Below are 15075 nucleotides of genomic sequence, written 5' to 3'. Positions count from 1 at the left end.
ATCATGCCGGCACCGCGCCTCCGCTGTTCTCGCCCACGCCATCGCCACGCGACTTGGCGGCGGCCAGCGTGTCGCGCAACTCCTTTTCCATCGATTGCAGGTCCTGCTCGGCCTTGGCGCGGCGCGCCTTGCCCTCGTCGGCGATCTGCAGGCTTTCCTCGATCGTGCCGATCAGGTCCGCATTGGCCTGCTTGACGGCCTCGATGTCGAACACCCCGCGCTCCATCTCCTGGCGGATGGTCTTGTTGGCGTCCCGCAGGTTCTTGGCATTCGCGGTCAACAGCTCGTTGGTCAGGTCGTTGGCCTCGTGCACCGCCGCAGCGGCCTCGGCGCTGCGCTGAATGGTGACCGCCTGCGCCAGCTGCGTCTCCCAAAGCGGCACGGTGTTCACCAGGGTGGAGTTGATCTTGGTCACCAGGCTCTTGTCGTTCTCCTGCACCAGCCGGATCGACGGCAGCGACTGCATCGTGACCTGACGCGTCAGCTTTAGGTCATGCACGCGGCGTTCCAGGTCGTCGCGCGCGGCGCGCAGGTCGCGCAATTCCTGCGCCTTCATCACCTGGTCGTCCTCGGGCGCGGCGTTGACCTCGGCCTCCTTGGCCGGGATGTCGTTTTCGTCCAACTCTTTCAGCTTTTCCTCGCCCGCCGCGATGTAAAGCGCCAGTTCGTCGTAGAATTGCAGCGTCTTTTCATACAGAAGATCCAGCGACTTGATGTCCTTCAGCAGCACATGCTCGTGCTTTAGCAGGTCGTCGGTAATCTTGTCGATCTGGCCCTGCACATCCTCGAAGCGCGCGGTGAACTTGGCAAACGGCGCGGCCCGCCCGATCAACTTTTCCCACCATGACCGCTCGCGCCGCACGTCCAGCTCGCTGACCGAAAATCCGCGAATGGTCGTGACGATGCCACGCAGGCTGTCGCCCGCCGGTCCCACATCCTTGTTGCGCACGCCCTGCAGCATGGATTGCGAGATTTCCTGCAACTCCGCCTGCGCGGCCGACCCGAACGACACAATCGAATTGGTGTCGGCCATGTCGATCTCGTCCATCCGCTGCCGGATCTCGGCACCCACCGCGGGATCGGCCTCCGCCATGGTCACCACGGCCCCGGCCTCTTTCGGCTCGGGCAGGACCACGCGGTTCACTTCTTCCACCTCGGCCAGGGCGGCTTCGGCCTTCGTGCGTACGTCTTCTGACATGATCAATGTCCTTCCTGAAATTCCTAGGTCGTGTCGTATCTGATACCTTCGCGCGCCAGGCGGTCGCGCAGAACCTCGATCTCGATCTCGAGATCGCTGTTGTTGTCGGCCAGAAGCGTCTTTGTCTTGGCCTCGAAATTCGCCTCGAGGTCGCCAAGCAGTTCTAGGTAATTCGCCTTCGCCTTTGGGTCCGGCGACCGCGCCTGGATATCGGCGAACTTCACCGTCGCGTCCCGCGCCCCCATCAGGTAGACGCCAAGGTACTTGCGCGTCGCCGTCAGGTCGCGCGGGTCGTCCTCGACGGTGCGCAGCATGTCGCGAACGCTGACCTGAAACCGCTCCAGCCGGGCTTCCGCCGTGCGGTCCCCGGCCCGGCGGATCGCGTCGGACATGGCGCTCAGGTACGTCTCGGCCTGGTCCACCACCCGCGCCACGCGGTCGGTCTGCAACCTGTCGACGCCCTCCATGCCCTTGTCCTTCATAGGGTCGACGCCAAAGGAAAAGACATGCAGCGCCGTCGTCACCGCGCCGAAGATCACCGGCGCCGCCACCCCGGCCTCGACCTTGTAGGCGGCCACCGCGATGCCCAGCCCCGCCAGAACGGACGAGAAAAGTTTGCGTGGGATGCCCGGCCGCCGCGCCACCTTGCGCGTGTTGTAAGCCGCCTCCGCCTTCAGCCCGTCGCGCAAGAGCCATGCCGACAGCGCCAGCACCGCGGCGGACACGACCCCAAGCGCCAACCCGGTCGCCCCCGAGGTCAGCGAGGTGAACAAAACCACCGCCGCGGGTACGAACATCAGGTTCGCCCGCGCGCCCGCCGGCTCGACCGTCGCACCACGGTAGGACGAGGCATCGCGCGGCTTCGCCACCTCCGCACCGCCGCCATCGGGGCTGTATTTTCCGCCGAACTTCCGTGCCATGCGCGTCACAAGCCCCCAAGCAGGCCGCTGGTGACGCCCAGCATCACGATGAAAAGAGCCGCATAGGCGATTTTCTGCATGAAAGTTCCTCTCGTTGTGACCGCGATGTCGCGCCCGACCGCCCCCGCGTCACGTGCCGCGCGCGCCACGGCGGACATCGCCACCGCGGCCAGCGCGACCGCGGCAACAATCAAGAATATCAGCATGAGAATCCGCATCACGCCGCCCCGTCTCCCGCGTCCGGTGTCGCATTTCCTACCCGAAACTTAGGTTAACGCTTCGGGGGTTGCTAGGGGAAACATCGCAACCGCTTCCCGTGTTCCCAAGCACTTCGGCCCTTTTGGGACGCTCCAAAAGCTTTATGAAAGCTTTTGGCAAATCTTTTCTGACAAAAGATTTGCACCCAGCGTCACGGAGGGAAATTCGAACGGCTCAGCTCATATACCTCACGAAACCTAAACCAAATGGCCCCACCCCGCCGGAATGGACGCCCAGCACCCCATCGCCTAAAGTCCGAGGACAACGAACAAGGACCCGCCCCGGCATGACATCGGTCCGTCTGCGCCTTCTGATCCTGGCACTTTTGCCGCTGGTGGTCCTGCTGCCCCTGCTCTTGTGGCTTGCCGTCGGCCGCTGGGCCGCAAACTATGACAACCTGCTGATCACCAATGTCGAAAGCGATCTGCGCATCGCCGAGCAGTATCTGGACCAGATCCTCGCGACCACCGGCGGCGACGTCGCCGCGCTGGCCCGCTCCACCCGGTTCCGTGAGGCTATGGCGGGCGCAGACGCCAATATGGTCCGGTTTCTCGACACCGAGCGCAGGTCGCTGGGCCTGGATTTCCTCTATTACCTGCCAGAGCCCCCCGCCCGGGCCGCCGCCGAGACCTGGCCGGTCATCGCCGCCGCGCTCAAGGGCGGCAGCGCGACCGATATCGACATCCTGTCGGGCGACCAGCTTGCCGCGATAGACCCCGGCCTGGCCATGCGCGCGCGCCTGCCGCTCATCCCGACCGAGGCCGCGGTGCCCACCGAACGCGTGGTCGAGGACCGCGGCATGATCGTGCACACCGCGACCGATCTCGGCGCGGCGGGCGGCGCGGGCGTGCTGGTCGGGGGCATCCTGCTCAACCGGAACCTCGATTTCATCGACACGATCAACGCCCTTGTCTACCAGTCCGACGACGCCGCCGATGTCGAACGGCAAGGCACCGCGACCCTGTTTCTGGAAGACGTGCGCGTCTCGACCAACGTGCGCCTGTTCGAAGGCGAGCGCGCGCTTGGCACCCGCGTCTCGGCGGTGGTGCGCAACCGGGTGCTGGACGAAGGCCGCACCTGGCTCGACCGCGCCTTCGTGGTCAACGACTGGTACATCTCCGGCTATCTGCCCTTGACCGACAGCTTTTCGCGCCGCGTCGGAATGCTCTATGTGGGCTTTCTCGAGGCCCCCTTCGTCGCGGAAAAGCGCAGCGCCTTCATCCTTGTCTTTTCGGCCTTCGTCGGTGTCCTGCTGCTGACCATTCCGCTCTTTCTGCGCATGGCCGGGGGCATCTTCTCGCCGCTCGAGCGCATGAACCAGACCATGAAACGGGTCGAGGGCGGCCAGCTTGACGCGCGCATCGGCGCCGTGTCCTCGCGCGACGAAATCGGCCAGGTCGCGGCGCATCTCGACGAACTGCTGGACCAGGTGCAGGAACGCGACCGCGCCCTGCGCTCCTGGGCGGACGAGCTGAACACCCGCGTCGAGGACCGTACTGCCGAGCTGCGCGAGGCCAATGAAAAGCTTGAAACCACCTACCAGCAGCTTGTGATGAGCGAGAAACTCGCCTCGATCGGCGAAATCACCGCCGGTGTCGCGCACGAGATCAACAATCCGGTCGCGGTCATCCAGGGCAATATCGACGTCATCCGCGAAACCCTCGCCGACGACGCGACGCCACTCATGACCGAACTCAACCTGATCGACCGCCAGATCGCCCGGATCAACGCCATCGTCGGCAAGCTGCTGCAATTCGCCCGTCCCAGCGAATTCAACGCCTTTTCCGAGCATGTCGAAGTCGCCGCCGTACTGGACGACTGCCTTGTGCTGGTCGATCACGTGATCTCGCGCCGCAATGTCACCGTCACCACCCACCGCGCCGAAGATGCCCCGCCGGTCCGCATCAACCCCGGAGAGTTACAGCAGGTCATCATCAACCTTGTGGTCAACGCGGTACAGGCGATGGACGGCCCCGGCGAGCTGTCGCTGTCGATCCGGGCCGAGCGGCGCGACGGACAGTCCGGCACCGCGCTCGTCGTGGCCGATACCGGACCCGGCATCGCGAACGAGCGGCTGAACACCGTGTTCGACCCGTTCTACACCACCAAGCCGGGCGAAGGCACCGGCCTTGGCCTTTCGGTTAGCCAGACCTTGATACGCCAGTCCGGGGGCCTGATCAGCGTGCGCAACCGCGATACGGGCGGCGCGGAATTCACCGTCTGGCTGCCCCAGGATCAAGATGACCCGTGATCGGAACCGCGCCTAGCCCGATCAAATATCCCACGCGGCGCATTTCCGGTCCACCGTCTTGCGGCTGACACCCAGACGCCGCGCCGCCTCGGCCCGGTTGCCGTCGCAGGCGTCCAGCACGCTCATGATGTGCCGTTGCTCCACCAGCGCCAAGGTTTCGATCGCCTCTTGCCCCGTCACCGTGCCATGGCCCGCGAATTCCTCCGGGAACTGGCCAAGGATCACCGACCGCTCGATCAGGTTGCGCAGCTCGCGCACGTTGCCGGGCCAGTCGTAACGGCTCAGCTTCAGCAGGATTTCCTCGTTCAGATCCAGCGCCGGCAGCGCCAGCGCACGGGAAAACTCGCTCATGAACAGCGCGGCAAGCTCCACGATATCCTCGCTGCGGTCGGCCAGCGGCGGCATGTCCACGTTCACCACGTTGATGCGGTGATAAAGGTCCGCACGGAACCGCCCGGCATCGACCTCGGCCTGCAAATCCGCGTTGGTGGCAAAGAAAAAACGCAGGTTCAGAGGGATCTCGCGCTCGGCCCCCAATGGCCGGATCCTGCGATCCTCCAGCACCCGCAACAGACCTGCCTGCACCTGCTCGGGCAGCTGCGCCACCTCGTCCAGAAACAGCGTGCCCCCATCGGCGTGCAGAAACAGCCCGTCACGGGTCCGGTCGCGGCCCTCGACCACGCCGAACAGTTCCTCGGCGATATGGTCCGGCGACACCGCGGCACAGTTGACCGCAACGAAAGGCTCGCCGGCGCGGTCCGACATGGCGTGCAGCGTGCGCGCGGCAATCTCCTTGCCCGTGCCGCTGGCGCCCGTGAACAACACCGAGGCCGGCGTCGGCGCCAGCTTGGCCAGAACGTCGCGCACCCGCTGGATCGCGGGCGAATTGCCCAACAGACGCCCGCGCGCGGCCTGCCCGCCCTCGCTCAACTCGTGTTTCAGCAGGAAGTTCTCGCGCCGCAGGTACTTGCGGTCCAGCGCGCGGGCCACCGCGTTCAGGATCTGGTTGGCGCGAAACGGCTTCAGCACGAAATCCGCCACGCCCGTGCGCAACGCCCGGATCGCGGTGTCCAGATCGGCATAGGCCGTAATCATGATCGTGTCGGCGAATAGCCCCACGCGCCGCTGCTCGGACAGCCAGTCCAGCCCGGTCTTGCCCGGCATCACGTTGTCCAGGATCACGAGGTCGAAATGCGCAAGATCCAGGATCTCCGCCGCCTGCTCGGCCGACCGTGCCTGTTCGACCCGCTTGACCCGCGGTTCCAGGATCTTGGTCAGAAAGTTGCGCATCCCCGGCTCGTCGTCGATCACCAGAACCGAGGCGAACTGCAGGTTTTCGCCATAATCGTCCCGCGCCTTTTCGGCCGGGCCTCCGGGCGCTGGCGCGGCGGCGGGCCTTGACATGCCTTACTCGTCTCCCAGTCGAACCGACTCCCCGGCATTCTGCTCACCGGCAGAGAATCCCGCCTCGTGCAGCCCGTACCACGCGACCACGGCGATGATGGCCGTGGCGGCAAACGCGGAAAGCATCGCTTTCATTGCTCCGTTCTCCCTTTCAATGCGCGCCTCAAGGCCCCGTGGCCTCGCGCAGGTAATCGATCAGATCCTGCCGGTCCTGCCCGGCGACGATGCGCTGCATCGGCATCTTCGAGCCGGGAATATAGTGGTCCGGGCCGATGTCGAAAAGCGCATCTATTGTCTCTTCGGTCCAGACGATATCGGACCCGTCCAGGATATCCGAATAGGGATAACCCGGCACCGTGCCCGCCCTGCGCCCGAAAAGCCCGTGCAGCGACGGCCCCGCCTTGCGCGAGGGCGGCGGGGTCAGCGCGTGACAGATGCTGCATTTGCGCATGAACTGCCGCTCGCCATTGGGCATCGCCTCGGGGTCGCGCAGGAATGTGCGCTGGTCGCTGCCTGCCGGATCGAACGCGTCAAGACCGGCGACGGGCCAGCCAAAGGCCACGTCCTCGATCCCGCCGGCATAGATCATCGTGCCGTCGGGCGAAAACTCCAGCGCCCAGACCGGCCCCTGCCGCATGGCGCGGAAATCCCGCGCGATCTGCCACACTTCGGTGTCGATCATCATGATGAACCCGTGCCCGTCGCCCACGGCCAGCTGCCCGCTGGCCGCGTGATAGGCCATCGACAGGATCGGCCGCCGGTCCAGCGAGAAATCCCGGAGCGTTTCGCCCGACATCGGGTCCACCACCCGCGTCACGCCATCCACCGCGCCATAAGCCAGCCACTGGTCGTCCGGGTCCAGGATCAGTCGGTTCACGCCAAAGCCCGCGTTCACCAGGACGCGCGGCGCGCCGTCGGGTTCGGCCACCTGCCACAACCGGATCGTCCCGTCGGCAGAGGCCGAGTAAAGTCGCGCGCCATCCGCACTGAACGCCACGTCGCTGACCGACGCGTTGTGCCCTTTCAGAAACCGTGCCGCGCCGCCGTCGCGCGACCACAGCCCAATCGAGCCGTCCCAGCTGGCCGTCGCCAGCGTCTGTCCATCCGGCGACAGCGCGATCTCGGCGACCTTGCCCTGATGCCCTTCCAGCCGCGTCGCCGCGCCTTCGGGAAGCGACCACAGGATCACGTCGAAATCGTCGCTGCCCGACGCGGCTGTCTGTCCGTCCAGGAACCGCACGGTAATCACCGCCGCGTCATGCCCTTCCAGCCAGCGCGGCTCGCGCCCGTCCCACAGCCCCACGGAATTGTCGAAGCTGGCCGTGGCGACCTGGCCCGTCTCGGGGTTCACGTCGATCCCCATGACCGGACCGCCATGACCTTTCAGCGTGGTGAACTCCTGCGCGGCCGCCGGCGCACCGGCGGCCAGCAGGCCCGCGCATACCAGCACCAGGGCACGCATCTATTCGGCGGGCGTCGTCGCGGTGTTGGCCGGCTTCGGCTCGCCTTCGCGCTGCTTCACCTCGTCCAGCCACAGGCTGTGGTGCTCGCGCGCCCATTGTTCCTCAACCTGGCCCGAGCCCATCGCGTCATAGGCGCCTTCCATGCCGACCGAGCCGATATAGATATGCGCGATGATGATCGCCATCAGAACGAAGCTGACGATCGCGTGCCACAGCTGGGCATATTGCATCTCTTCATGCGGCGCCAATTGTTCGGGCAACGCGCCGAAGCCCAGCAGTTGCGGCACGCCCATGTCGTTCAAGATGCCGAAGGTCTTGGCGAACATCGGCAATTCGAACGGGAACAGCAGCGACAGGCCCGAGGCCGAGATCGACGCGCCCAGAATGATCACCGACCAGAAGATCATCTTCTGGCCCGCGTTGAACTTCTTGGCCGGCGGGTGAACGCCTTTCTTGAAGATCCCGCCGCCGACGGCGATCCATTTCAGGTCGGTCTTGTTGGGGATGTTGTGCGCCACCCAGAACACGAAGGCCAAGACCAGCCCGACCATAAAGGCCCAGCTGACATTGTTGTGGATCCATTTCGAGGCGACGGCGGCGGTCGCGAACGCCTCGTGTCCGAATGTGGGGATGATGAACTTGCGCCCCATCAGCACCACCAGTCCGGTCAGCCCCAGCAGAATGAAGGATCCGGCCATCAGCCAATGCGCGAAGCGTTCGATGAATTTGAAGCGGGTCACTGTGCGGCCTGTCTTCTCGCCGTCGATGCGGATGCGCCCCCGGATCAGGAAGAACAGCGCCAAAAGCGCGATCGTGCCCAAGAGCAGCCAGCCACCATACTTGATCAGCGGCCCCTGACGGAAGTTCAGCCACCACATGCCGTTGTCCTGGATCAGAACCCGCGCCGGTGCGCCGCCCGACGACACGGTCACGTCGGCGGTGCCGTAGCGCAGCGCGCTCCAGACGTCTGAATCCGATGATCCGCCCAGCGCGCCAAGCTGGCCCACCATGGCACCCGCGCTATCGGGGTCTTCACCCGCACGGGCGCGGTCGGGCACTTCCTCGCCGCGCTGACGAGCCATGATATCTTCCAACGTCTGCGCGCCGCCCGTGGCCGAACGGTCGGCCTGCGGTGACTCGGTCGCACCCTCAGTCGCGCCTTGGCTCGCGTCTTGTGCCTGCACGCCCGGGGCGGCCAGCATCGTCAAACTCAGAAGACAAATCAGAAACAGCCTGTACATGTCTTTTCCTTTCTACCCTGCCCGGTGTCGCGGGCCTCACCTCGGATCGGTGCATTGTGAATATTCTGGGAAACGGACTTTGCGGCGTGCGGCAACGTGATGCAAAGTGCGTTTCTCAAGATACTCTTGGATCCCTGCGCGGGGACGGGATGAAAGAGGCGGGACATACCCGCCTCTTTCGCCTGGTCTCAGACTGACGTCGAAAAGCGGTCAGCCGCCCTTCTGGTCATAGGCCGTGCCCCAGCCCCAGGCCCCCGAGCCGAAGCCACGGGAGACGACACGCTCGCGATAGATATTCGCAACCACGTCCCCGTCACCGGCCAGCAGCGCCTTGGTGGAACACATCTCGGCGCAGATCGGCAGCTTGCCTTCCGCGATCCGGTTGCGCCCGTACTTGTTGAACTCGGCCTGGCTGTTGTTCTCTTCGGGGCCGCCGGCGCAGAAGGTACATTTGTCCATCTTGCCGCGCGATCCGAAGTTGCCGGCCTGCGGGAATTGCGGCGCGCCGAATGGGCACGCGTAGAAGCAATAACCGCAGCCGATGCACAGGTCCTTCGAGTGCAGGACGACGCCTTCCTCGTTCTGGTAGAAACAATCCACCGGACAGACCGCCATGCACGGCGCATCGGAACAATGCATACAGGCCACCGAGATCGAGCGTTCGCCGGGGTTGCCATCCTCGATGGTCACCACGCGGCGCCGGTTGATGCCCCACGGCACCTCGTGCTCGTTCTTGCAGGCAGTCACGCAGGCGTTGCACTCGATGCAGCGTTCGGCGTCACACAGGAATTTAGCTCTAGCCATTCCATCTTCTCCTTATGCTGCTGAGATCTTGCAGAGAGTCGCCTTCGTCTCCTGCATCTGGGTTACCGAGTCGTAGCCGTATGTCTGGGCGGTGTTGGTGGATTCACCCAGGACATAGGGGTCGGCGCCATCGGGATACTTGCTCCGCTGGTCCTCTCCCTGGAAGTGACCGCCAAAGTGGAACGGCATGAAGGCCACGCCTTCGCCCACCCTGTTGGTCACCATGGCCATGACCTTGACCTTGCCGCCTTCGGGCCCTTCGACCCAGACCTGCTCGCCATCCCGCACACCAAGGTTGTTGGCGTCGCGCGGGTTGATTTCCACGAACATGTCCTGTTGCAGCTCGGCCAGCCACGGGTTCGACCGCGTCTCGTCGCCGCCGCCCTCGTACTCGACCAGACGACCGGATGTCAGGACAATCGGAAAGTCCTTCGAAAAGTCGTTCTTCTGGATCGAGGCGTAAAGCGTCGGCAGGCGGTACGCGTGCCGGTCCTCGTAGGTCGGATAATCCGCGACCAGGTCGCGCCGCGAGGTATAAAGCGGCTCGCGGTGCAGCGGCACCGGATCGGGGAAGGTCCACACCACGGCCCGGGCCTTGGCGTTGCCGAAGGGCGCACAGCCATGCTTGATCGCGACCCGCTGGATACCGCCCGACAGGTCGGTTTTCCAGTTGACCTCGGCCACCTTGGCGTTGAAGTCGGACGGGAACGGCGACATCGCCTGCTCGCCAACTTCCTCGTTGGCCCCCTGCTCGCCATTGGGCTGTGCCAGGTTCTGGGCTTCGGCGGTGTCCTGGACCTCTTCGGTCTGACCACCTTCTGTCGGAACCGCGTTCTGCGCTTCCTCGCCGTCATCCTGGTTGCCCACCGACGCGTCCTCGTCGATACCTTCGACACCGGCCACCCGGCCCATCACACGCTTCTCTTCCTCGGTCAGGTCGCTGTCCCAACCCAGGTCGACAAGCATCTGGTAGGTGAACTCGGGATACCCATCCTGGATTTCCGAGCCAACGCTATAGACGCCCTCGGCCAACAGGTTGTCACCATCCCGCTCCACACCGAAACGCGCGCGGAAGGTCAGGCCACCTTCGGCCACCGGCTTGGACATGTCATAGAGGTTCGGCGTACCGGGGTGCTTCATCTCCGGTGTGCCCCAGCTTGGCCACGGCAGACCGTAATAGTCCCCGTCAGCCGGACCGCCAACCGCCTTCAGCGTGGTGCGGTCGAACGTGTGCTGGTTCTCCATGTGCATCTTCAGCCGCTCGGGCGATTGACCCGTGTAGCCGATCGTCCACATGCCGCGGTTGATCTCGCGCAGCGTGTCCTCGATGTTTGGCGTCACGCCGTCATCCTCGATGCCGATGTTGCGGAACATCCGGTCGTGGAAGCCGAACTTCTGAGCGAACAGACCGATGATCTCATGGTCCGACTTCGATTCGAACAGCGGATCGACGACCTTTTCCCGCCACTGGATCGAGCGGTTCGACGCGGTGACCGAGCCATAGGTCTCGAACTGCGTACAGGCCGGCAGCAGGTAGACGCCGTCGGTCCGGTCATGCAGCACCGCCGAAACGGTCGGATACGGGTCGACCACGACCAGCATGTCCAACTGCTCCATCGCCGTCTTCATTTCCGTCATCCGTGTCTGGCTGTTCGGCGCGTGGCCCCACAGAACCATGGCACGCACCTTGTTGGGGTTGTCCATGTTCTCTGGGTCTTCCAGAACGCCGTCGATCCAGCGGCTGACGGGGATGCCCGACAGGTTTTGCAGGCTGGTGTCCTTGCCGTCCTTGGTCTTGGTCGTGACGAACCGTCCGGCCAGCCATTCAGGGTCTTCCCCCCAGACGCGTGACCAGTGGCCCCATGCCCCCGCCGACAGGCCGTAATAGCCCGGCAGGGTGTGGCTCAGAACACCGAGGTCCGTCGCGCCCTGCACGTTGTCGTGCCCGCGGAAGATGTTGGTGCCGCCGCCCGACGTGCCCATGTTGCCAAGGGCCAGTTGCAGGATGCAGTAAGCACGGGTGTTGTTGTTGCCGTTGGTGTGCTGGGTGCCGCCCATGCACCAGATCACGGTGCCCGGACGGTTGTTGGCCAGGGTGCGCGCCACGCGCTCCAGCTGGCTGCCCGGCGTGCCGGTGACACGCTCGACTTCCTCGGGCGTCCACTTGGCCACTTCGTCCTTGATCTGGTCCATCCCCCAGACACGGGTGCGGATGAACTCCTTGTCCTCCCACCCGTTCTCGAAGATGTGCCACAGGATGCCCCAGACCAGCGCCACGTCGGTGCCCGGGCGGAACCGGACATACTCGTCCGCGTGGGCGGCCGTGCGCGTGAAGCGCGGGTCGCACACGATCAGCGGCGCGTTGTTCTGTTCCTTGGCCTTCAGCACGTGCAGCAGGCTGACGGGGTGTGCTTCCGCCGGGTTGCCGCCGATGATGAAGATCGCCTGGGAATTGTGGATGTCGTTGTAGCTGTTGGTCATCGCGCCGTAGCCCCAGGTGTTGGCAACACCTGCAACGGTCGTCGAGTGACAGATACGGGCCTGGTGGTCCACGTTGTTCGTGCCCCAGTAGGCCGCGAACTTGCGGAACAGATAGGCCTGTTCGTTGTTATGCTTGGCAGAGCCCAGCCAGTAGACGCTGTCCGGGCCGCTTTCCTCCCGGATCGACATCATGCCGTCGCCGATCTCGTTGATCGCCTGTTCCCAGCTGATGCGCTTCCACTCGCCACCCTCTTTCTTCATCGGGTATTTCAGGCGGCGCTCGCCATGGGCGTGCTCGCGCACCGATGCGCCCTTGGCGCAGTGGGCGCCCAGGTTGAACGGGCTGTCCCAGCCGGGCTCCTGGCCCACCCAGACGCCGTCGCTCACCTCGGCCACGACCGTGCAGCCGACCGAGCAGTGCGTGCAAACCGATTTCACAGTGTTGACCGCCGCGTTCGCCGCGGCCGCCGCGTTGGCCCGGGTGACAGTGCCCCCCGTTGCACCGATGGCAGCCAGGCCACCGATGGCCAGGCCGGAGCCGCGCAGGAACGCGCGGCGGTCGATGGTCTTTCCCCCGACCTCAGACAGGATACTTGTCCGCTGGGGGCGTCGCGCAACCCCGTTGGTCTTTTTCCTAAGCATGTTTCTCTCTCCTCCCGAGCTTTCCCGATTGGGATTGCTGGGTACTAAGGTTATCCACCGACAGTCGGGCGTCCCGCAACCAGTCGCCGGCAGGTCAAGTGATCACGTCCGGTCAGAACCGGGCGCTATCGAAGTATGCGCGCGTGTGCGCGGTGTCCTGCATCTTGTCCGATGACAGGTCCGGTTCCGCCGCTTCGGCAGTGCCGGTGGACGCTGCCGTTGCGACCGCGACCGCGGGCGCGCCCGCGGCGGCCATCTTCAGAAAATCGCGACGGCTGTTGCCTTGCGTTTTCTCGCTCATGAGAGTCCTCCTCTCTGGTGGTGACAGGTCGCCCTGCCGGTTCATGCGGATCCCTCCGCGCTCATCCGGAAACCTTCCGCCTCGATCTCCATGAACACCCGGCCGACAGCGCCGACCGAGGCATAGAGAACCGAGTTCTTCGCAGCCTCCAAATCCGTGAAAAAATGCCCGGCCCAGGGGCCGATATGCGTGTTGAAGAACGTCTTCTGATCGCCCAAGGTGGCCGGCTTGCCGAACCGCCCGGTGATCAGCCCGCCCATCATCTCCATCAGCGAGGCGATATTGTCCTCGGGCTCGTATACGTTCTGCGCCCGGGTCATGCCCCGCGCCGCCATGTCCCGCCGCAGGCTCGCCAGCGGCTTCTCGTTCAGGAACCCGGTCAGGTAATAGCTCGCATAGGGCAACAACTCGCCCCGCCCCAGCCCGATGAACAGCGCGTTGAACTCACGCTCCACCGCCTGCGGCTTGGTGTGCCTGGCGATGCGCGACAGCGCCGCGACGGCAACACCCAGATCGGTCTCGCTATCGCCCGACAGGCTGGCCGTCTGCGCCAACAGGGCCTCGGACGGCGGGGCCGCCAGCAACACGCCCAGGAAATCGTAAAGATCGGCGCGCAGCCGGTCCTCGTCCGCGATCTGGGCACGCGCCTCTGTGGTCATCACCGTCTCCTGCTTGCTCATGTGCCGGGCTCCGCCGTGTCGTCAAAGGTGAACTGCATCCGGCGGCGCGGCGGCGGCGCGTACGCGTCCTCTTCCTGCGCGGCGACCTCATAGGTGTAGACCGGCGCGGCCTCGGCCAGCTCGAGCGGGTCGGCGTCTTCAACCGCCTCGTCCACGTCCGGCTCCGGCGCATCCGTGTCGCCCTCGCCCTCCGTATCGGCCATGGCCGTCAGCGCCTCGGCCTCGCGTGCCAGCTTCTGAACATGGGTCAACATGCCCTTGCCCACCTGATAGGCCGTCTGCATGTTCTCGATCACCATCGCCTTGTCGGTGAAATCCTCGCCGTAATCCAACAGCCCGTCCAGGTTGGCCAGCGCCGGGTTCGTACCCCACAGCCGCCGCAACGCCCAGCGGCGGATACGGTCCGGCACCGCCTCGGCCATGAAAGCGCTGAAATCGTCGCCACGGTTCATCGTGTCTGGATCGGGCAGGCCCAGCAGTTCCAGCACCTCGGCGTCGCTTTTCTCTTCAAGCGATGCGCGCGCCTCGGCCCGCTGCGCCTCTTCGCGCGCCTCGGCCTTGGCGGCATCCTCCGCCGCCACCCGCGCCTTGCGGCGCGACCAGAAATCTTCGCGTGCGCTCATTGCATCCGCCCTTTCCGCCGCAGCGTGGGCGAGCGGTAGATGTCGCGCTGCTGCGCGATGCGCGGATCGCCGATCCCGTCCACATGCGCATCCACCTTCACCCGGTCGCGGCGGCGCTTCTTGAATTCCTCTTCCGTATGATACGCCTCGGCAAAGTCACGGACCCAGGCGATCAACCCCTCGGGCATCGGGATCTTCTCGACGATATCCTCGCCATTGTCCTCGTAATCCTGCGCTTCATAGGGCGAGGCCGTGACCAGCACCGCCTCCAGCGGGCACTCTCCTGCGCCGGTCCTGCGAAATACCGCATAGACCGAGGGCACCTGTGCAGACAGGCCGTGCAGATAGCTTTCGGTCTCCGCCCCGTGCAGTTCCAGCGTCATGGTCGCGGCATGATACTCGGTGACATCGCCCTCTTGGCGCAGCACGCGCCACGCGGCCGGGCCGGCCCCCGGCAGAACCGCCACGGCCTTCCACGCCCACGCGGCCCAGCGCGTCACGCCCGGCGTGCGGCGCATGACGATCCCCAAAGGCATAATGGCGTACATGTCCGGATTGTGGATCATGTGTGGCTGGTATCCTCCCGTTCGCTCATCCTGAGCCAACTGCCCCGGTGTCTCAAAGAAAAAAAGTATCCAATTGTGGACGGAACGCGAATCTGGACAATTTGGGCAGCCACGGGCCAATATCGAGGGGGCGACGGACAGAATGACCGGACAAGAAAAACGCTCGGGTTTCCTGCTTGCAACAGCGTCGCGAAAGGCAGAAGAATCGCAGGCCACGCGCCCGCCATTCCCGACCAAGTTTGT

14 protein-coding genes are annotated in these 15075 nt (G+C 64.9%); 1 reads left to right on the top strand and 13 read right to left on the bottom strand.

Going from position 1 to position 15075, the window contains the following annotated elements; genetic code table 11:
* Window position 1: 1 nt before the first annotated feature.
* From XM53_RS16070 to XM53_RS16060, 3 genes are read right to left on the bottom strand one after another with little or no spacing between them, the layout of a single operon-like run.
* On the bottom strand, window positions 2-1198 hold the full coding sequence (locus XM53_RS16070; RefSeq protein WP_057795148.1) for a toxic anion resistance protein: 1197 nt from the start codon (window positions 1196-1198) through the stop codon (window positions 2-4).
* Between the two features lie 23 nt (window positions 1199-1221).
* On the bottom strand, window positions 1222-2118 hold the full coding sequence (locus XM53_RS16065; RefSeq protein ID WP_057795146.1) for a 5-bromo-4-chloroindolyl phosphate hydrolysis family protein: 897 nt from the start codon (window positions 2116-2118) through the stop codon (window positions 1222-1224).
* Window positions 2119-2123: 5 nt separating this feature from the next.
* The gene (locus XM53_RS16060; protein ID WP_057795144.1) at window positions 2124-2336 is read right to left on the bottom strand and encodes a hypothetical protein; all 213 of its coding nucleotides are present in this window, start codon (window positions 2334-2336) and stop codon (window positions 2124-2126) included.
* Between the two features lie 326 nt (window positions 2337-2662).
* On the opposite strand from XM53_RS16060, the gene XM53_RS16055 reads away from it, so the two are divergent.
* Window positions 2663-4627 carry a sensor histidine kinase gene (locus XM53_RS16055; protein WP_057795142.1) on the top strand — a complete coding sequence of 655 codons (1965 nt, stop codon included), beginning with the start codon at window positions 2663-2665 and terminating at the stop codon, window positions 4625-4627.
* 21 nt (window positions 4628-4648) lie between these two features.
* Here the strand turns inward: XM53_RS16055 and XM53_RS16050 are convergent, their stop codons facing one another.
* From XM53_RS16050 to XM53_RS16010, 10 genes are all read right to left on the bottom strand, one after another.
* On the bottom strand, window positions 4649-6031 hold the full coding sequence (locus XM53_RS16050) for a sigma-54-dependent transcriptional regulator (RefSeq protein ID WP_057795139.1): 1383 nt from the start codon (window positions 6029-6031) through the stop codon (window positions 4649-4651).
* A gap of 3 nt (window positions 6032-6034) precedes the next feature.
* Window positions 6035-6157 (bottom strand): hypothetical protein, encoded by a 123-nt coding sequence (locus XM53_RS23960; RefSeq protein ID WP_268873931.1) that lies wholly within the window; start codon window positions 6155-6157, stop codon window positions 6035-6037.
* Between the two features lie 37 nt (window positions 6158-6194).
* Window positions 6195-7493: a c-type cytochrome gene (locus XM53_RS16045; RefSeq protein ID WP_057795137.1), complete on the bottom strand. Its 1299-nt coding sequence runs from the start codon at window positions 7491-7493 to the stop codon at window positions 6195-6197.
* Window positions 7494-8735 carry a formate dehydrogenase subunit gamma gene (locus XM53_RS16040; protein WP_057795134.1) on the bottom strand — a complete coding sequence of 414 codons (1242 nt, stop codon included), beginning with the start codon at window positions 8733-8735 and terminating at the stop codon, window positions 7494-7496.
* A 210-nt stretch (window positions 8736-8945) separates the two neighbouring features.
* Window positions 8946-9539 carry a formate dehydrogenase FDH3 subunit beta gene (gene fdh3B / locus XM53_RS16035; protein ID WP_057795132.1) on the bottom strand — a complete coding sequence of 198 codons (594 nt, stop codon included), beginning with the start codon at window positions 9537-9539 and terminating at the stop codon, window positions 8946-8948.
* A gap of 12 nt (window positions 9540-9551) precedes the next feature.
* Complete coding sequence (locus XM53_RS16030) at window positions 9552-12662, bottom strand: formate dehydrogenase subunit alpha (protein WP_057795130.1); 3111 nt, start codon at window positions 12660-12662, stop codon at window positions 9552-9554.
* A gap of 112 nt (window positions 12663-12774) precedes the next feature.
* Window positions 12775-12963 (bottom strand): ubiquinol-cytochrome c reductase iron-sulfur subunit N-terminal domain-containing protein, encoded by a 189-nt coding sequence (locus tag XM53_RS16025; protein ID WP_057795128.1) that lies wholly within the window; start codon window positions 12961-12963, stop codon window positions 12775-12777.
* A gap of 41 nt (window positions 12964-13004) precedes the next feature.
* Window positions 13005-13643 carry a TorD/DmsD family molecular chaperone gene (locus tag XM53_RS16020; protein WP_057795126.1) on the bottom strand — a complete coding sequence of 213 codons (639 nt, stop codon included), beginning with the start codon at window positions 13641-13643 and terminating at the stop codon, window positions 13005-13007.
* The gene (locus tag XM53_RS16015; RefSeq protein ID WP_057795125.1) at window positions 13640-14266 is read right to left on the bottom strand and encodes a DUF3306 domain-containing protein; all 627 of its coding nucleotides are present in this window, start codon (window positions 14264-14266) and stop codon (window positions 13640-13642) included. Before XM53_RS16015 ends, XM53_RS16020 begins: the two co-directional genes overlap by 4 nt.
* The gene (locus tag XM53_RS16010) at window positions 14263-14832 is read right to left on the bottom strand and encodes a DUF3305 domain-containing protein (protein ID WP_236544529.1); all 570 of its coding nucleotides are present in this window, start codon (window positions 14830-14832) and stop codon (window positions 14263-14265) included. The genes XM53_RS16015 and XM53_RS16010 overlap by 4 nt, the downstream gene beginning before the upstream one ends.
* Window positions 14833-15075: the final 243 nt, after the last annotated feature.

This window comes from Roseovarius atlanticus, from assembly GCF_001441615.1.
Classification (GTDB): Bacteria; Pseudomonadota; Alphaproteobacteria; order Rhodobacterales; family Rhodobacteraceae; genus Roseovarius; species Roseovarius atlanticus.
This window is presented reverse-complemented; position numbering and strand designations above follow the sequence as displayed.